The sequence below is a fragment of the Methylophilus sp. 5 genome (assembly GCF_000515275.1).
GTDB lineage: Bacteria > Pseudomonadota > Gammaproteobacteria > Burkholderiales > Methylophilaceae > Methylophilus.
Genome location: NZ_KI911560.1, coordinates 645,410 through 663,728, shown reverse-complemented (window position 1 = coordinate 663,728; position 18,319 = coordinate 645,410). Strand labels below are relative to the sequence as shown.

The following is an 18,319-nucleotide window of genomic DNA, read 5'->3' as shown; positions in this document are numbered from 1 at the left end:
GGCTGTAAGCTGGAAAATGCAAATACCCTTGGGAAATTATGTCGTTCGTGTGCGCTGGCTGGTGTTGTCTGTGATGGTAGTTGCAATCTGGAGCTGTATTAAGCTTGGTTTGTGGCAATGGCACAAGGCCGAGCAAAAGCAGGAGATTACGCGCGCATTGGCGCATGATGGCGATGTTATTCAGCCACAGGCGCAAGCGTTGGATTCTCCTGATAAGGTGAGCGCGTTGCATCTGCAAACAGTCACGTTCCAAGGGCATTATCTGCCGCAATTCGCTTTTTTTCTTGATAACCAGCTAGAGCAAGGGCAAGCCGGATTTCATGTCATTACCCCTTTTTTACTCAGTGATCAGCAGCATGTGATTTGGGTTAACCGCGGTTGGCTGGCAGGCTTTGCTGATCACCAAAAAACACCTGAGATTACAACTTCACCGGCCGAGCAAGTAATTAAAGGTTTGTTTTGGCAGCAAAAAAAGGTGGGGTTCAGGTTGGATAAACCAGGCTTAGCATGGCAACCTGTACAGCCAGTGCTCGACTTTACTTACTTGCGTCAGCATGTGCCTTATACGTTCCCTGATGTGATTTTAAAGCTGGACCCCGCTGTTGGCGATGGTTATCTGCGCCACTGGGATGTGCCAGCCGGGCAAGTGGAAAAAAATCTCAGTTATGCTTACCAGTGGTTTGGCTTTGCCGTGGCGAGCTTGGTGATCGGTTTGACTCAAATGGTGGAGAAACGGGCGTGAATATGACCCACGAAGAAACAAATGCTTTGGCAGTGCTGGATCAGGCACAACAGCGTAAAGGCCGCATGATTTTTTTATTGCTGGCGATCTTTTTTACGGTGCCGTTATTGGTCGTTGTCGCCATGATTAAGTTTGACTGGCGGCCCACTGGTAAAAGTTATGGCGAGTTGATTCAGCCGCCAGTGTCTATCGCACATACGACGCATTGGGTCAGTGACAGGCAGCAGGCATTGCCCGCATTTTGGCAGGATAAATGGAACATTGCGCTAATCGCGCGTGAGTGCGATGCGCCTTGTATGCAGCGTTTATACGACATGCGGCAGATTTATGTTTCGTTATATAAAGACATGATACGCGTGCAGCGTGTGCTGATTACCCAGCAGGCCGACACGTCGGCCATTCGTGCCCGCTATCCTGATTTGCTGATTATTAATGGCGAGCCGGAGCAGGTCGCCGCGTTGGGCAGCATGCTCAGTGGTGGTGGGCAAAACACGCTTGACGCCCATCGCGTTTATTTTATTGACCCTCTCGGCAATGTGATGATGCAGTATGGCCCTGAGCTGGAAGCCAAGTGGATACGTAAAGATTTAATGAAATTGTTAAAGGCTTCCTGGGCAGGCTAAGTCATGTTTAAAGCGTTGAGTGTGTTGGCTGCGATTGTGGCTTTTTGTGTGGTGGTGCTTGGCTCGTATGTGCGGCTGTCAGATGCCGGATTAGGCTGCCCGGACTGGCCTGGTTGTTATGGCGCCCTGACCGTGCCGCAAAGTGAGTCCGCTATTCAGTCTGCACAGCAAGCTTACCCGGATAAGCCTGTCGTACATGCCAAGGCATGGAAAGAAATGGCGCACCGTTATCTGGCTGGCAGTTTGGGCTTGCTAGTGGTGGCATTGGCTGTGCTGGCTTATCGTCAGCGGCAAGTAATTAAAACGCCTTGGCAGTTATCGGCAGGCTTGGTGGTGTTGATTGTGATGCAGGCACTGCTTGGCATGTGGACGGTCACCCTGCTGCTCAAGCCGGTGATTGTGACTTTGCACTTGCTGGGCGGCATGACGACCTTGGCATTGCTATGCTGGGTCGCCTTTCGCCATAGCAGCCAGCAGCAGGTTGCCTTGCCCGCTAGCCAGCAACGCTGGCTGCAACTGGCGTTAGTGGTTTGGATATTGCAAGTGTTGCTGGGCGGCTGGACCAGCAGTAACTATGCCGCATTGGCGTGTACGGATTTTCCAACCTGCCATGGTGTGTGGTGGCCGGACATGGATGTTGGAGAGGCGTTTTACCTCACGCGGGCACTGGGTGAAAGTCGCGATGGCGGTCAACTGCACCTGAGTGCACTGACGGCGATTCAGTGGGTGCATCGCCTTGGCGCGCTGGTGGTATTGGGCTGGATGATGGTCAGTGTCAGGCTGTTGTTGCAACGTGCGGCTACAAGAGTGCTGGCATGGGGTCTGCTGGCAGTCGTGCTGGGCCAAGTGACTATTGGCATTGGTAATTTGTTGTTGCAATTGCCGTTGGTGCTGGCGGTATTGCACAACGCAGGGGCAGCATTGTTGGGTGTGTGGCTGGTCGCCATTAACGCCAGAGTATTCAATACATCAATTAGAGCGTCATATTAAAAAATAGGGGAACAATATGCAAACAGCCTGGATGACACAATTGGCCTCGGCCAGCATGGGGATGCGCAGTTTTTATGCACTCTGTAAACCAAGGGTAACCGCCTTGATCGTGTTTACCGCCATCATCGGTATGCTCATGGCCACGCCCGGCATGGTGCCTCTCTCGGTATTGCTGGCGGCCACGGTGGGCATTGCCTTTGCCTCAGGTGCCGCGGCGGCATTTAACTGCCTCATCGAGCATAAGATTGATGCCATGATGGCGCGTACCCGTGCACGTCCGATACCGACCGGGCAGTTATCGCAAATGGAGACGCTGCTATTTGCCAGCGTGCTTGGTGGCGTCGGCTTAAGCATTTTGTATTACTGGGTCAACCCGCTGACCATGTGGCTCACGCTGGGCACATTTGTTGGCTACGCGGTGATTTACACTGTGTTTCTCAAGCCAGCCACGCCGATGAATATTGTCATTGGCGGGGCTTCAGGTGCCATGCCGCCGATTCTGGGCTGGGCGGCGGTGAATAATACCGTCTCGCCAGAGGCGCTGGTGATGTTCCTGATTATTTTTGCCTGGACGCCGCCGCATTTTTGGGCGCTGGCGTTGTATCGCCGTGAAGAGTATGCCAAAGTCGGCATGCCGATGTTGCCGGTCACGCATGGCGAGCAATTCACCTTGCTGCATATTGTGTTGTATACCATTATTCTGGTGGTGGTTTCGATGATGCCGTATGGCCTGGGCATGAGTGGTTGGCTGTATCTGGCATCGGCCATCGTACTCAATCTGATTTTTATGTACTATGTGATCAGCCTGTACCGCCACTACTCAGACGCGCTCGCTAAAACAACCTTTAAATATTCAATTATTTATCTGAGCCTGATGTTTGCTGTGTTGTTGCTAGACCATTACTTGATATAACCGGTTTTAATCTAGCTGGTATTGAATAACCAGCTATCCAAACATTAAAGGCGCGCATTTGTGCGCCTTTAATGTTTGGTTTGGTTGCTAAGCTGGTTGTGCCCGTTTTGATGCGCTGCCTGCTGATACACTTGTTCCAGCAGAGAGCTAAACATAGTTGGTCTGCCATGCAAAAAGCCTTGAATAAAGTCACAGTTAATCACCTTGAGAATGCTCTCCTGGCGGGCATTCTCAACCCCTTCCGCAATCAACTTGATATTGAGCTCATGCGCCATCTGAATGATAGATCGGCACAGAATAAAGTCATAATTATCGACCTCCAGGTTTTTAATAAATGACTTGTCGATTTTGACGTAATCTATTTGATATTTTTTGAGATACCCTAGCGCAGAATAACCAGTGCCAAAATCGTCTATCGAGAGCTTGATGCCCGCCTGCTTAACGTTTTTAAGGGTGTCTTGCGTGACTCTGGATGGCTCTAATAGCAGGCCCTCGGTAATCTCAAAGCAAAAGCGCTCGCAGGGGATGTTAGAGCGTTGCAGGCGTTTGATAAACGCCATCAGGTGTTGCGGGTGTGCAAATTGCACCGGAGAAATATTGAGGCTAATTTGCGTGCCTTGCAAACGCAGCAGGTCAATGGCAGATAAGTCACGCAGCACTTCATCAAAAATCCACTTGCCAATCTCGATAATGACCCCCGACTCTTCAGCCAGTGGAATAAACACATCGGGCGGGATGGCACCGCGGGTTGGATGTTGCCAGCGGATTAGCGCTTCAGCTTTGATCAGCCGCAGGTCGTGCAGTTGGTAAATCGGTTGATAAACCAGGTGCAATTCACCGTTAGCCACTGCTGAACGTAGGTCGTTGGTCAGTGAGATGCGGTCGCGGATTTCGCGTTGCATGGTTTGCGTAAAAAACTGATATTGATTTTTACCTGCACGTTTGGCGGCATACAAGGCCTGATCGGCGAACATCATCAGTTCTTCACCCGATCTGCTATGGTCAGGAAAAACGGCAATGCCGATGCTGGCGGTGACAAAGTATTGATTGTCTTCAATGTAAAACGGCGAGCGTATGGTGTCTACAATCTTTGCGCCAATCTCATGCAGCACTTGAATATCACGCGGTTTGGGGATCACCACCACAAACTCGTCGCCGCCTAGTTTAGCGGTGGTGTTACCGCTGCGGGCACAAGACTGGATGCGCAAAGCCGCATTTTGCAGCAAACGATCGCCCACCGCATGGCCAGCAATATCATTCACATCTTTAAAGCCATCGAGGTCGATCAGCAATAATCCCAAGGGTTGTTGCGATTGCTGGCAATCGGCAATGGCCTCTTCCAGGCACTTTTGTAGCAGGTAACGGTTAGGCAGTTGTGTCAGGTAGTCATAATTGGCCTGGCGCCAAAGCTGCAGCCTGATGTCCGCCTCTCTGCGCTGTGCGCGCTGATAAAAGCGCCAGAATTGATACAGCAATAACACGCACACAATAGAAATAGCCGTGATGCCGGTATGATTAAACGAGGCGCTGCTCTTGGTGCTTGCAAGCTCGGCAGGCACCGCCGAGGCGGTTTGATGTGCCAGCGCGGCAAGGGCGGGAATCAGTTTACTGGCCAGTCTTGTCATGTCGGTATTCATACCATGGTGTCCCAGTATTTGAGCACATCAGTCAGGGCCTGGTGCGTTCACCTGTTTAGGTAGGCGCAACAAGGGCTAACTCAATTAACGGCAGAATATAAAGAAACTTTAGACGTGGCTGAGAAAAATAATAATAAAAAAATCGCCTGCGGCAAGCCAGCAGGCGATGTGGGTGCTGCGTATTAAAGTGTTTATTTGGCTGATAAGCAGGTTTTCATAAAGGCTTTGCGTTCGTCACCTGCCAGGGCTTTGGTTTTAGCGTCAGCATTACAGGTTTTCATTTTGTTTTGTTGTGCGGTTAAGCCTGCACTTGCGCCGTCAGCCGACAAACAGGTTTTCATAAAGGCTTTGCGCTCATCGCCTGCGAGGGCTTTGGTTTTAGCATCAGCATTACAGGTTTTCATTTTTTCCTGTTGCGGGCCTGCATACACAGACATACAGACACAAGATAACAACAAGGCAATCACCAGTTTATTCATGAAAGTCTCCAAACAAAAAGATAAGTATTTTTCGAGTTCAGGCCGCCGGTTAGCAGGCCTGTGCCTGGCATTGTGACATACAGCTAAACGCTTAGGTGAATAAAAAAGCCCGGCGAAATACCGGGCTTTTGTCAGACCATTAACGAATCGGCACCGTGTGTAGCGTGCCTGCTTTCATATCAGGAATCAACAGTGCTTTGCCATCTGCAGACAAGCTGATATCTGCAGCGGATTGATAGCCCTGAATGATGCGTTGCGGTGTGGCTTTTGGCTCGGTCAGTTGCCAGACATTGCCGCCTGCCCAGTCGCTGACATACAGCAAACCATTGGCATCTCTCACCAGGCCATCGGCGCCGCCAAAGCCCTGGTTAAGCAAAGTCACGCTGGTTTTTTTGCCACCTATTTGCACGCTGAACAGTTTGCCTGTGCCAAAGTCTGCCACCAGCAAGCGGTCCGGGCCGTCCATCAGTAAGCCATTGGGGCGTTTAATGCCTGCTTTGGCTTTAAGCACCTGGGTTAATTTGCCCTCTGGCGTAATTTTAAAAATGCCTGCGCCATTGCCATGGTCATCGCCGCTGTCAGAAACGTATACGTTGCCCAGGCCGTCGATTTCAATGTCATTTAAAAAGACGGGTTTTTGTGGAAACGCGCTCGCGGCAGCAATCACGGTTTGTACACCGCTGTTCGCATCAATGCGCACCACGCGGTCCATGTCGGCGACGTACAATTGGCCATCAAACATATCCAGGCCTTTGGGGTCATTCAAGCCATCAGCCAAGGTCGTGCGTGTGCCGTCGGTGGCAATGCGGGTGATTTTGCCGTCCCCCAGTTTGCCAAACTCGCCGATTTCAGACACATAAGTGACACCTTCTGGTGTGGCAAACACAGACTCAGGCATCACCAAACCGCTCAAGGTATTGGCTTCAGTCGTTGCCGTGGCTGCGCTATGTGTTTTGCCATCGTAGCTAACGCGGTAAATCACGCCATTGTAGTCATCTGACACCAGCAATGAGCCATCCGGTAATTGCAAGACATCGGTAGGGCGGCCCCAAACTTCACCTTCTGCACTCAGCCAGCCATCAATAAACGGCTTGGTTTCTTTAACTTGCTGCTGTGCGTCAAACGTGACACGTACCAACTGGTAACCCACAGGCACTTTGCGGTTCCATGAACCATGTTGTGCAATCACGGCATTGCCCTGATACTCAGCTGGAAACTGCTTGCCGGTATAAAACTTAAAGCCCAGGTTGGCAGTGTGTGCCTGAAACTCAGCCACCGGCTGGGTCACGTCAGTAGGCGGCGTTTTGTTTTTCCAATTCGGGTCGCGCGCATCGCCACCCGCATAGTATGGAAAGCCAAAATGCAAACCTGCTTTAGGCGCAGCGTTGAGCTCATCATGAGGAATATCAGCCCCCAGCAGGTCTACGCCATTATCCGTAAAAAATAAGGTATTGCTGCCCGGCTGAAAGTCCATGCCCACCGAGTTACGCACGCCTTTGGCAAACGTTTCTACCTGGCTGCCGTCTGGGTTCATACGAATAATCGAGGCTTCAATGCCTGTGGGGTCACAAATGTTGCACGGTGCGCCCAGCGTGACATAGAGCTTGTTGTCGGGGCCTGCCGCCAGATAGCGCCAGCCGTGATGTGCTTTGTTGGGCAGTTTGTCGTAAATCACTTCACGCATGACCTTAAACGGCAGCGTTAAATCAAAATCGGGGGCGGCATAACGCGTGATGCGGTGTTGCTCGGCCACATATAAATGCCCATCCACCATGGCCACACCATTGCCAACAGTCAGGTCGTCAAGAATAGTCACCACCTGGTCGGCTTTATGGTCTTTGTTTTTATCGACCACGGCATACACTTTGCTGCCACGGGTGCCCACATACACATTACCATTGGTGCCGAGCGCCATTTGGCGCGCACCAGGGACTTCTGCATACACTTCCACATGAAAGCCATCCGGCACATGCAGCTTGTTTAAGTTAGCACGCACATCATGAATGTCTGCCCAGGCAGAGGTTGCCAACGTAGCGAACATGGCACCGATCAGACCTGTTATGAGTTGATTTTTCATCACGACTATCCCTTTCTCCAAAAAAATATTGCAATCAATCCAATTGCAATATGGGGCAGTGTAAGCGGGCCAGCCATCGCTGAAAAGTTAAAAAATATGAAATGATTGCCTAATCCTATTTGCATATTGGTGATTAAAGACATTTAAGCGTAATATAAATGCCTAATTACTTTGTTCTCTTAACTATTATGAGTAATACTGAATGCTGGCACGCGCACGACCGGGACCGCACCATTGCACTGCTGTCGACGCTGACGCCCACAGAAGGATTCACCCTCACCGCACTCGATGGCGTTAAGCTGATGCGCTGGAATCGGGCGATTCCGCGTAGCCCGGTGTTTTATGAGCCCAGCATCGTCTTTGTGTGCCAGGGCCGCAAGATTGGTTATCTGGGTGGTGAAGTGTATCAATACAACCCGCAGCAGTTTTTAATTTTGTCAGTGCCACTGCCGTTTGAAAGTGAAACCATTGCCTCGGCGGAGGAGCCATTGCTGGCCATCTCTATCCGCATTAATTTGTCTATGGTGTCTGAGTTATTGTTAAATGTCGCGCACGATGCGCCCATGAACATCAACGGCAAAAGTGGCATTAGCTCAACGCCACTCGATATGCGTTTATCTAATGCCGTGGTCAGATTGCTTGAATGTTTGCAATCAAGAACCGAAGCTACCGTGCTTGGGCAAGCCATTATCCGCGAGATTCATTACCGCATCTTGCAATCGTCGCAGGCGGCTGCCATTTTGGCGGCGCACAGCACCCACAACAATATGGGCAAAATCGGCAAGGCGTTGCGCTTGATTCATGCCGAATATGCCAATGAACTCAATGTTGATAAACTGGCGGCAGTGTCTGCCATGAGTGTGCCGTCTTTTCACGCTGCGTTCAGGGATGTAACGGCGACGTCACCAATCCAGTACCTGAAGAAAACACGCTTGCACAAAGCGCGCTTGCTGATGGTGCAAGATGGCCTCAGCGCGATCTCGGCAGCGAGTCAGGTTGGTTATGAGAGCGCCTCACAGTTCAGTCGCGAGTTTAAGCGCATGTTTGGCAAAAGCCCGATGGAGGAGGTGAGCGCAGTACGCACGGCGCTGTTGACGACGCCTAGCGCCCTGAGCGAGCGTTATGCTGCAGAGAAATATGTCACGGTTCAGCAATAGTGCAAAAAAACAGCGGGTTTTTGCCTGATTAGCACGGGTAAATCAGAGTATTAGGCAAGCATTCGATAAAAGCAGGCAATCCCTTTTGCTATTGCATCTTTTAGACTATTGCAGGTGTTCATCGGGCCCTTAAAGCGCCCTGATGAGTCTGTTAAGCCGATGAAGGAGATAACGATGAAAACTGCAGCCTATGGTGTACAAAATGCGACCTCGCCGGTTGCGCCCATGAGCATTGAGCGCCGCGAGGCGGGCCCGCACGACGTGCTGATTGATATTGAATATTGTGGCATTTGCCACTCGGATATTCATCAGGCCCGCAACGAATGGGGCGGCGGTTCTTTATATCCCATGGTGCCTGGCCACGAAATTGTAGGTCGCGTGAAAAGTGTCGGTACGCATGTCACCAAATTCAAGCTGGGGCAATTGGTTGGGGTCGGCTGTATGGTCGACTCCTGCCGCCACTGCGAAGACTGTGGTGCCGGTGAGGAGCAATATTGCGACGGCTCGGTGTTTACCTATAACGCCAAAGACACTAAGCATGGTGGCCTGACATTTGGCGGCTATGCCGAGCGTATTACTGTCGATGAAAACTTTGTCGTCAGTGTGCCCGAAAACCTCGATACCAAAGCCGTGGCGCCATTATTGTGTGCGGGCATTACCTTATATTCGCCGCTCAAACATTGGAATGTACAACCTGGCCAAAAAGTCGGCATTATCGGCCTGGGTGGGTTGGGGCATATGGGTGTCAAACTGGCTGCAGCCATGGGTGCGCATGTGGTGATGATTACCACTTCAGCCAGCAAAGCGGCAGATGCCACCCGCTTGGGTGCGCATGAAGTGCTGATTTCAAAAGACGCTGATGATATGGCCAAGCATACCGCCAGCTTTGATCTGATTATTGATACCGTGCCGGTGGCGCATGACCTCAATCCTTACATTGGCTTGCTCAAGCGCGATAAAACCATTGTGCTGGTTGGCCCATTGGACCCGGTCGAGGTACATGGCGCCAACCTGATTACCAAGCGCCGTCAGGTAGCTGGTTCATTAATTGGCGGTATTGCTGAAACCCAGGAAATGCTGGATTTCTGTGGCAAGCATAATATCGTCAGTGACATTGAAATGATTGCTGCCAAAGATATTAATGAGGCTTATGAGCGCATGCTCAAGAGCGATGTGAAATATCGCTTTGTGATTGATATCAACTCAATGAAAGCTTAAGCACTCATATTAAAAGCCCTGTTCGGTTGAGCAGGGCTTTTTTTAACTTGGGTCCGTGGTGGCTAACTTATCCAGACCGTTGGCCTGTAAGTTCCAGGCCTCAGCGAATGGTCCACCATTCGCACGCAATACATCTGGCGGACCATCTTCAATAATCTTCCCGTTTTTCAACACAATGATTCTATCGAATGAAGCCAGTGTAGACAGCCGGTGCGCGATCGCTAACACGGTGCGGCCTTGCATTAGTGAGGCGAGCGCTGACTGGATTTCCTGTTCAGACTCGGAGTCGAGGGCCGAGGTGGCTTCATCCAGTATCAAAATCGGCGCATCTTTCACAAAGGCCCTGGCAATGCCCAGGCGTTGCCTTTGTCCGCCAGACAAACGGACGCCTTTTTCACCGACAATGGTGCGATAGCCTTTGGGCAGGCTGCGAATAAACGCATCACAATAGGCATTGCGCGCCGCGGTATACACCTCCTCGTTTGAGGCTTCTGGCCTGCCATAGCGAATATTCTCAAACACCGAGCGGTGGAACAGCGCAATATCTTGTGGCACGACGGCGATGTTTGCCCGCAAGCTGTCTTGCGAAACATGGTCGATCCGCTGGCCATCAATCAGGATGCGGCCATCCTGAAGATCATCCAGGCGTTGAATCAGGCCAATCAAGGTCGATTTCCCGGCACCTGAAGCGCCCACCAGCCCGACGCGCTCACCCGCTTTGATCTCAAATGACAGCTGATCAAATACCTTGTGGCCATCCGGATAGGTATAAGACACTTGTTCAAACAGGATATGGCCGCTTTTCGCGGCAAGCGCTGACGGCGCATCCGGATCTTTGACTGAGTGTGGCTGGGCAATCACCTTGAGCGTTTCATTGATAATGCCAAATTGTTGGGCCGTGCCGACCAAGGCAAGCGCTAAATCTCGTGAGCCATGCAGTATCCTGAAGGTGAGGGTGCTGACAATGACCACGTCGCCGGTGCTGATGCTGCTGGCGCGCCAGAGTAAGATGGACCAGACCAACATGCCTGCGCCGGTGATGACCAGACACATATCATGAATCACCCGGGCCAGTTCTACATACATCCAACTGCGTCTGTGCGCCTTGGCCTCGCGGTTCAACTCGCGCGACAAGCGGCTTTTTTCGCGATAGCGGGCGGAAAACGCTTTTACCGTCCACACATTGCTCACCACATCAATCATTTTTCCGCTCGCATCCGAGGATCGCCTGGCGTAATTGTCATGTATTCTGCGGCCGCGGATGCCGAAGATGATGAGCAAACCGGCGACAAATAACACAGAGCACATCAAGCCTAAACTCATTTGCCAGCGGATGGTGGTCAACACGAGAATCGCACCGAGAAAGTCGGTGACCGGCGGCAGAATGCGCCAGAACATGGTTGCAAATATCTCACCGGTGGCAGAAGCGGTAGAGGTAATTCGGTTGCCGAGTGCGCCTGAAAAATGCTGGTTGAAATAACGCATCGAATGGCCCGTCAGATGCTCAAACAGGTCTAGCCGGATATCAACCCCGCTGGCAACAATGGCGCGAGAACCTTGCCAGCCTCCCAACCGCCACAACAGATTCTCGACCGTGATCAGTACCAGGAACAGGCATAAAGGCGACCAGACATCGGCGGTTAATCTTTCTGTACTGCCCATGGCATCCACCAATAGCTTCATGGCATATTGCACCCCCACCGCTGAACTGGCAGCGCCCATAATGATGAGAAACACTGAGCCGAACAACCAGGGACGGCGCGTGATATATGAAAATAGAAAAGAGAAGGCTTTCTGCGGGAGGGGATGATTTGTCAGGTTCACAGCTGAATTATGATGCCAGGAATTTAAAAGGCTGAAGCGATTAAGCTTTATTAAACCAGAAAAATTAAAGCAATGCCCTAATCGTTGTGCCTGGTAAAGTATATTTTTATTTGCATTTGGTTTGATGCCATACTATAATGATCCGTACTATGTTGCTACTTAAAGAATTACCTACCTCTAAAAGCCTGGAAAAATTTGTGACGCGTTATCCCGGCACAGACATTTCAGCGATCTCTGACTTTGTCAGCATTTTGCGTGCGGCGTCAGATATGTCGTCTGCTCTGGACGCGTTGCTGGCCGGGCATGGGCTGTTGCAAGGTCGTTGGTGGGTGCTGGTATTGCTTATGCGCCAGGATGACTTGACCTCTTCACCGTCTGCGCTGGCAGAAAAGGCCGGCGTGACCAAGGCGACCATGACCGGCTTTATTGATGGGCTGGAGCGTGAGGGCCTGGTGTCGCGCTTTATGGATACCACTGACCGGCGTAAATTCCTGATTCGCTTATCGGTGGCCGGGCAGCAAAAGCTGGATGAGGTGATGCCGGTCTATGTGCAATGTGTGACGCAATTTATGAATGTGCTGGACAAGCCGCAAAGAAATACCTTGATTGCTGATCTTGCCACATTGGCCAGCCGGGTCGATTTAATTAAGTAATTTAATGCCGTAAAATTTTTTAATCATTTAGTTTGATTCCATACTATCAATGACCATACTTTATGTCTATGCCACTTAGCTTAACGATGACAGCTCTCTTGCCGCACAACCATGCAAGCATGGCGCGTTGGTCTGTCTGCTTATTGGCCTTGTTATTAAACGGCTGTATCAGCAGCAAAGGTATCGCGCCAGTGTCGCAGCCGCTGGCACAGGACAAGCTTGCCTTGGGTAAAGCCATAGACGATGCCGCTGTCATTGCCTGGCCGACCGAGCATTGGTGGCAGGCCTATCAGGATGCGCAACTGGATAGACTGGTGGAAAAAAGCCTGCATGATCAGCCTGACCTGAAAAAAGCTACCGCACGGATTGCATTATCGACCGCCATGGCTGAGCAGGCGCATGCGGCTACTTTGCCCAATGTAGGTGGCAAGGTGAGTTCTTCGCGCGAGCGCTTTACCGAGTTGAGTTTTATTCCCAAACCCTGGGCGGGCCGTTTTAACTGGAACAACCAGGCGACGGTGGCAATGTCGTATGACCTTGACTTGTGGAAGCAGCAAAAGTCGGCCTGGCAGGCGGCGCTGGATGAAACCAAGGTCACCGAGGCAGAAATGCAGCAGGTGAAGATTGAACTCACGGCGGCCATGGTTAAAAGCTACGTCAGGCTGGCTGCCGAGTACCAATGGCGCGATCTGGCGCAAGAGGAGCTGGAAGATGTGCGCCACGAAATTGGCATTGCTAAAAAAGCCCTGGCTGCCGGGCTCAATACGCAATTAAACCTGAGCCGTTTGGAGGCAACGTTGCCAGCGGCACAAAACAAACTGGCGCAGATTGACTTACATCTCACCTTGTTAAAAAATCAGATGGCTGCGTTAAGCGGCGATGGGCCAGGCGCGGGTGACGCGATTGTGCGCCCCACCTTGCATTTGTCCGCCACTATCGGCTTGCCTGATCATTTGCCTGCCAACCTGGTGGGGCGTCGCCCGGATATTGTTGCTGCCAGATGGCGGGTAGAGGCGGCCCAAAAACATATTCAAAGTGCCAAGGCTGCGTTTTACCCGAATATTAATTTGTTGGGCTATGTTGGTTTTCAGGCGCTGGCGTTTTCTGGGCTGTTTTCGAGTGCAGGGTTGGTTGGCAACTTTGGTCCGGCCATGTCGCTGCCTATTTTTGATGGCGGCAAGCGCCGCGCCAACCTGTCGGCAGAAACAGCGATGTATGACATGGCGGTGGAAGATTACAACGCCACTATCCTTAAGGCGCTGGAAGGCATTTCTAACCAATTATCTGTATTGAACACGGTGGCAGATGAAACAGGCAATACGCAGCAGGCCCTGGATAAAACCGAGCAGGCGCATAGACTGGCGGTAAAGAACTACCGCGCAGGCCTGAGCAACCTGGTTGAGAGCTTGCAAACCAACGCACTGGTGTTGCAACAAAAAAGCATTCTGGTAGAGCAAGAGGCCGTGCGACTGGAAGCTTATGCCACATTGATGCTGGCATTGGGCGGAGGGGTGATAGATGCTGACCATGCGGCTCAAGCGGTGCATTAATCGCGGCAGGCAGCGGCTGTTTGCTGGCTTGGTTGTGTTCAAGCAAGGCGTGCAACTGGCTGCCGATTGCCTGCATCAGGCAGGTGCAGACTGGTATAGGCACGATTTTCCGTTGATTGGCTATTTGTTTAAATACCTAGTTGCTGCTTTTCTGGCGTTGTGGGTAGCATTAAAAATGGAGATGGATCAACCGGCGACGGCTTTGCTGACGGTGGTGATTGTGATGCATTTTCGTTCTGGCATGGTGATCACTAAAAGTTATTACCGCCTGATTGGCACCGTGATTGGTATTTTGTTTTCGATGTTGCTGGTGGCCTGGTTTGCACAAGACCGCTTTCCGTTTTTTATCGCCGCTGCGCTCTGGATAGGGCTGTGCACGGCGGGCTCGCTGGTCACCCGTAACTTTCAGTCTTATGGCTTTGTGCTGGCAGGCTATACCTTATGCATTGTTGGCTTGCCGGCAACGCTTACCCCCTGGCATACCTTTCAAATTGCGGCTACCCGCTTATCTGAAATCGGCGTGGGGCTGTTAAGCGCGACGCTGGTGAGTGAGTTGATTTTGCCGCAGCGCCTGTGGGAAAACATCCAGGCCGTGGTGCGTGGCAAATTTCGCGATTTTAGTGTGTTGTTAGGTGCTGGCGCCCCTGCCGGATTAAACCAGCCATTTTTAAAGTTTATGCAGGATATTTATCAACTGGACGCTTTTCGCTCATCGGTGCAGTTTGAAACCGATGATGCGCGTTTGCATAGCGCAACCATTCACCAGTTGAATCTACAGTTTATGGCGGTTTCTACCAGCTATGTGGTGTTCCAGCGCCTGGTGCAACGCTTGCACGCGCGAGGCCGCAGGGCTGAGGCAGATGCTTTATTAGCCTTGCTGCAACCTTTGGCTGACGCGATGCTCATCGACGGCCAGCCCGCCCACGATGCACAAACATTGACGAGTTTGCAGCAGGCGCTGACTGTTTTTAAACAAAATTTTGATGTCTTATTGGGTCAGCAGTTACAAGCATTGTCGTTATTGCCAGATGTGCATCAGCAAGAGGTAGAGACTGGCGGCCAGTTGTTGCAACGACTGGCCGCCGAACTAGCCACTTACCTGGCAACTTATGGTTTGCTGATCGCGTACCCGCGTGCGCGTAATGTGGATGCCCGCGAGTTCACCGCAGACAAATTGCATATGCATATCGACTGGTTGCCGGTGTCGATTGCTGCCACACGCGGCGCCCTCACTTTGCTGATCCTGGCGGCGATCTGGATGACCATAGACTGGCCGTCGGGTATTCTGGCCATGACCTTGGGGGTGATTACCAGCACCTTGTTTGCGGCCAGCCCTGCACCGACGGCGACCATACGCCAGTTTGCCACGGGCGTGTTACTAGGCATTGCGCTGGTGTATGTGAGCAATGTGTTTTGGCTCACGGCTGCGCACGATTACGTGATGCTGTGCATTGTGATTACCCCGGCCATTTTGCTCACTGCCTGGTTAAGCGCCAGACCGACTACGGCCCTGGTAGGGGCAGGTTTAGGCATTGCTTACTTTTTAATGGTGGGCTTTAACCAGGCGCTGGGTGATAACCCGGTTAAATACTTTAATGACTCGATTGCGCTCATGATTGCGCTGGTGGTGTCCGGCATCATGTTCAGCCTGACTGATTATGTCGCCAGCCCCTGGGCCAAAGCACGCGTGTTTGCCCAGTTGCGCCAGCTGGTGGTGGATGCTTGCCGCAACCCCGACATGACAGCCACGGCATTTGAAATGCGGGCCCGCGACCTGATCCAGCGTTCTGGCAATGTGCACCGCCCACAAGACGCCGACAGCGTGCGCATGGTTGAGGCCTTGTGTGCCACGCTGGAAATCGGCCATGCCGTGATTGCCTTGCGCAGCGTTGCCAGCGGTTTACCTGCCCACCCTCACAAGTGGCTACAGCACACCACTGTGCTGCTTGCGCATTACTACAAACAGCCCGTGCAAAAAAATCAGCAGCAAGTATTGCGATGGCTGGATCAGTTTCTGGTGTGGTTGCAAGACGCACAGCATATGGACGCGCTGCCTGCTTTACAGGCCAAAAAGTTAAGCACCCAATTGCACTTTATTCGACTGGTGATTGCGACGGAAGCATCACTTAATCAACCTCAGTCTTTGACCATGGAGACCGCGCATGTTGCATGAATTAGTCCCGCGTGAATTGGCCTTTTTGGATGCGCATGTGCCGACCTTGTTCTTGGCGTTTTTATTGGCTGTGGCGGCGATCTGGTTGCTGGATAAGTGGCTGGCTGCATGGAATATCTACGACTTGGTTTGGTACCCGGCGCTGTTGCGCGTCGCGCTGTTTTTTGGTTTGTTTTCCGTGTTTGGTTTAATGGTGTATTGAAAGGCTGCTTATGCAAACGCAACGCATCTGGTTTAGGGCAACAAAAGGCATCCTCAGGGTAGGCATCACGCTGGCCATTGCCGCCGCCGCTGGGCTATTGGCGTACAAATTGTGGGTACGTTATACCGATTATCCGTGGACGCGTGATGGCCGCGTGCGCGCTGATGTGGTGAATATTGCGCCGGATGTGGCTGGCCTGGTGACCGCGGTGCCAGTGCGCGATAACCAGTACGTACACAAGGGCGACGTGCTGTTCCGCATAGATACCATGCATTATCAACATGCGTTGGCCGAAGCCACCGCCATGACCCAGCAAAAAAAAGCAATCTGGGCGATGAAAAAGCAGCAGTCTGCGCGCCGCGCCCATTTGGATGACGAAGTCATTTCGCGCGAAAATCGTGAGGATACCGACCTGGGTGCACTCGCGGCCAAAGCCGAATATGACGCCGCACAGGCGCAGGTCGAAAAAATCAAACTCGACCTGGAGCGCGCGGTAGTGCGTTCGCCGGTCGATGGCTGGGTGTCTAACCTGCTGGTGCGCCCGGGTGATTTTGCGCAGGTCGGGGCGGCCAAGCTGGCGGTGATAGACCAGCATTCTTTTTGGGTCTATGGTTATTTTGAAGAGCACAAGTTAAGCATGATCAAGGTCGGTGATGCTGCCGAGGTACAACTGCTGGGCAGCCATACGACCCTCAAAGGCCATGTGGAAAGCATTGCCCATGGCATTACCGACCGCGACAACCCAACCGATATCCGCCTGCTGGCTAACGTGAACCCGACCTTTAACTGGGTGCGGCTGGCGCAGCGCATCCCGGTGCGCATACACCTGGACCAGATGCCAGCGTCCATGCCACTGGTCGCCGGGATGACCTGTTCGGTGGTGATTCGGCCTTAGATCAGGCTTGGGCGCATGCAACAGAATCAGACAGTCTCTGTTAAGATGCTTATTCATTGATGACAAACTAAGCGCATGCTTACAGAAAAACCACCGCAGGGATTACTTTCCCTGATTGTTTCGATTATTGCCTACCTCGCGTTGGCGCACGCCGACAAAGTTATGCACCTTGGCCAGCCTGAATCGCTGGTCATTTCTATTCTGTTTGTGCTGCTGATTATCAACCTGGCTTTTCAGTTGTCGTTTCAGGTCGAGTATGTGGCCGAGCAGCTCAAAGAGCCTTATGGCACTATGATATTAACCATCAGCGCGGTCGTCATCGAGGTGGTGATTATTGTCATGATGTTAAGCCATACTTCTTCGACCACCCTGGCCAGAGACGCGATTTATTCGGCGGTGATGCTGGATATCAACGGCATTCTGGGGCTGTGTGCCATTGTTGGCGGCATTAAATATGGTGAGGTCGAGTACAACGTTAACTCCGGCAATACTTACATCGTCATGATCATGACGGCGCTGGGTATCTCTATGGCTTTGCCCGCCTTTTTGCCGCCCGAGCACTGGCGTTTGTATTCGATGTTTACCATCGTCACCATGAGTGTGTTTTATGCCTTGTTTTTAAAAATGCAAACCGGCAGACACCGTAACTATTTTAGCTACCGTGACCAGCACCATACCAATGCACCGGACGGACAAGCCGCAGGTGGCATGAACGCCAACGTCAAATTTTCGATTCTTTACATGCTGGCTGGCATCATTACCATCGGTTTCCTGTCTGAGGAGATGAGCATGCATATGGACGCCGGTTTAACCGGCAGTGGCGTGCCGCCAATTGTGGCTGCCATTGTGGTCGCCCTGATTGCCGCCAGCCCCGAAGTGTTGACTGCATTGAAGGCCGCAGTCAATGATCGCATGCAAACCGTGGTGAATATTGCACTGGGCGCGACCTTATCGACTGTGATTCTGACCGTGCCAGTGATTGAAGCCATTGCCCTGATTGAAGACAGGCCGTTGATTGTCGGCCTGTCACCGACGCAGATGGTGATGACTTTTCTGACCTTGACCGTGGCGACCATTAACTTGCATGACGGTGAAACCAATGCGATTGAAGGCATGACGCACTTTGTGCTGTTTATGGCGTTTGCCATGCTCGCCGCATTGGGCATGTAGTACTGTAAACATTATT

At 51.9% G+C, this 18,319-nt stretch carries 16 protein-coding genes; 12 read left to right on the top strand and 4 right to left on the bottom strand.

The annotated features are described in order from the left end of the window. Positions 1–16 precede the first annotated feature (16 nt). The 4 genes from METH5_RS0102980 to cyoE are packed head-to-tail and all read left to right on the top strand — an operon-like array spanning position 17 to position 3,268. A complete protein-coding gene (locus METH5_RS0102980; RefSeq protein WP_029147109.1) occupies positions 17–742 on the top strand; it encodes an SURF1 family protein in 726 nt (241 codons plus the stop codon). 2 nt (positions 743–744) lie between these two features. Further along, complete coding sequence (locus METH5_RS0102975) at positions 745–1,365, top strand: hypothetical protein (protein WP_029147108.1); 621 nt, start codon at positions 745–747, stop codon at positions 1,363–1,365. A 3-nt stretch (positions 1,366–1,368) separates the two neighbouring features. After that, positions 1,369–2,355 carry a heme A synthase gene (locus tag METH5_RS0102970; RefSeq protein WP_029147107.1) on the top strand — a complete coding sequence of 329 codons (987 nt, stop codon included), beginning with the start codon at positions 1,369–1,371 and terminating at the stop codon, positions 2,353–2,355. Between the two features lie 16 nt (positions 2,356–2,371). Continuing rightward, entirely contained in the window at positions 2,372–3,268 is an 897-nt protein-coding gene (cyoE, locus tag METH5_RS0102965) for a heme o synthase (protein ID WP_232410921.1), read from the top strand. A gap of 68 nt (positions 3,269–3,336) precedes the next feature. On the opposite strand, the gene METH5_RS0102960 is transcribed toward cyoE, so the two are convergent. The 3 genes from METH5_RS0102960 to METH5_RS0102950 all read right to left on the bottom strand — a co-directional run bounded on the left by METH5_RS0102960 (position 3,337) and on the right by METH5_RS0102950 (position 7,461). Then, positions 3,337–4,893: a bifunctional diguanylate cyclase/phosphodiesterase gene (locus METH5_RS0102960; protein ID WP_232410920.1), complete on the bottom strand. Its 1,557-nt coding sequence runs from the start codon at positions 4,891–4,893 to the stop codon at positions 3,337–3,339. A gap of 203 nt (positions 4,894–5,096) precedes the next feature. Next, positions 5,097–5,384, bottom strand: coding sequence for a PsiF family protein (locus METH5_RS0102955; protein ID WP_029147104.1), 288 nt, complete (start codon positions 5,382–5,384; stop codon positions 5,097–5,099). Between the two features lie 139 nt (positions 5,385–5,523). Further along, on the bottom strand, positions 5,524–7,461 hold the full coding sequence (locus METH5_RS0102950) for an SMP-30/gluconolactonase/LRE family protein (protein WP_029147103.1): 1,938 nt from the start codon (positions 7,459–7,461) through the stop codon (positions 5,524–5,526). A 188-nt stretch (positions 7,462–7,649) separates the two neighbouring features. Here METH5_RS0102950 and METH5_RS0102945 point away from each other — a divergent pair, with 188 nt between their 5' ends. Beyond that, positions 7,650–8,618, top strand: coding sequence for an AraC family transcriptional regulator (locus METH5_RS0102945; RefSeq protein ID WP_198290671.1), 969 nt, complete (start codon positions 7,650–7,652; stop codon positions 8,616–8,618). Positions 8,619–8,792: 174 nt separating this feature from the next. Next, the gene (locus METH5_RS0102940; protein WP_029147101.1) at positions 8,793–9,836 is read left to right on the top strand and encodes an NAD(P)-dependent alcohol dehydrogenase; all 1,044 of its coding nucleotides are present in this window, start codon (positions 8,793–8,795) and stop codon (positions 9,834–9,836) included. A gap of 42 nt (positions 9,837–9,878) precedes the next feature. On the opposite strand, the gene METH5_RS0102935 is transcribed toward METH5_RS0102940, so the two are convergent. Further along, a complete protein-coding gene (locus tag METH5_RS0102935) occupies positions 9,879–11,573 on the bottom strand; it encodes an ABC transporter ATP-binding protein (RefSeq protein ID WP_232410919.1) in 1,695 nt (564 codons plus the stop codon). Between the two features lie 236 nt (positions 11,574–11,809). Between METH5_RS0102935 and METH5_RS0102930 the strand changes: the two genes are divergently transcribed. The 6 genes from METH5_RS0102930 (at position 11,810) to METH5_RS0102905 (ending at position 18,303) form a co-directional block, all read left to right on the top strand. Next, positions 11,810–12,313 (top strand): MarR family winged helix-turn-helix transcriptional regulator, encoded by a 504-nt coding sequence (locus tag METH5_RS0102930; protein WP_029147099.1) that lies wholly within the window; start codon positions 11,810–11,812, stop codon positions 12,311–12,313. Positions 12,314–12,399: 86 nt separating this feature from the next. Further along, the gene (locus tag METH5_RS0102925) at positions 12,400–13,863 is read left to right on the top strand and encodes an efflux transporter outer membrane subunit (protein ID WP_232410918.1); all 1,464 of its coding nucleotides are present in this window, start codon (positions 12,400–12,402) and stop codon (positions 13,861–13,863) included. Then, complete coding sequence (locus tag METH5_RS0102920) at positions 13,832–16,036, top strand: FUSC family protein (RefSeq protein WP_029147097.1); 2,205 nt, start codon at positions 13,832–13,834, stop codon at positions 16,034–16,036. Before METH5_RS0102925 ends, METH5_RS0102920 begins: the two co-directional genes overlap by 32 nt. Continuing rightward, positions 16,026–16,238 (top strand): DUF1656 domain-containing protein, encoded by a 213-nt coding sequence (locus tag METH5_RS0102915; RefSeq protein WP_029147096.1) that lies wholly within the window; start codon positions 16,026–16,028, stop codon positions 16,236–16,238. Before METH5_RS0102920 ends, METH5_RS0102915 begins: the two co-directional genes overlap by 11 nt. 10 nt (positions 16,239–16,248) lie before the next feature. Further along, positions 16,249–17,133, top strand: a complete 885-nt coding sequence (locus METH5_RS0102910; protein ID WP_029147095.1) for an efflux RND transporter periplasmic adaptor subunit — start codon at positions 16,249–16,251, stop codon at positions 17,131–17,133. Positions 17,134–17,208: 75 nt separating this feature from the next. Beyond that, a complete protein-coding gene (locus tag METH5_RS0102905; RefSeq protein WP_029147094.1) occupies positions 17,209–18,303 on the top strand; it encodes a calcium:proton antiporter in 1,095 nt (364 codons plus the stop codon). Positions 18,304–18,319 lie beyond the last annotated feature (16 nt).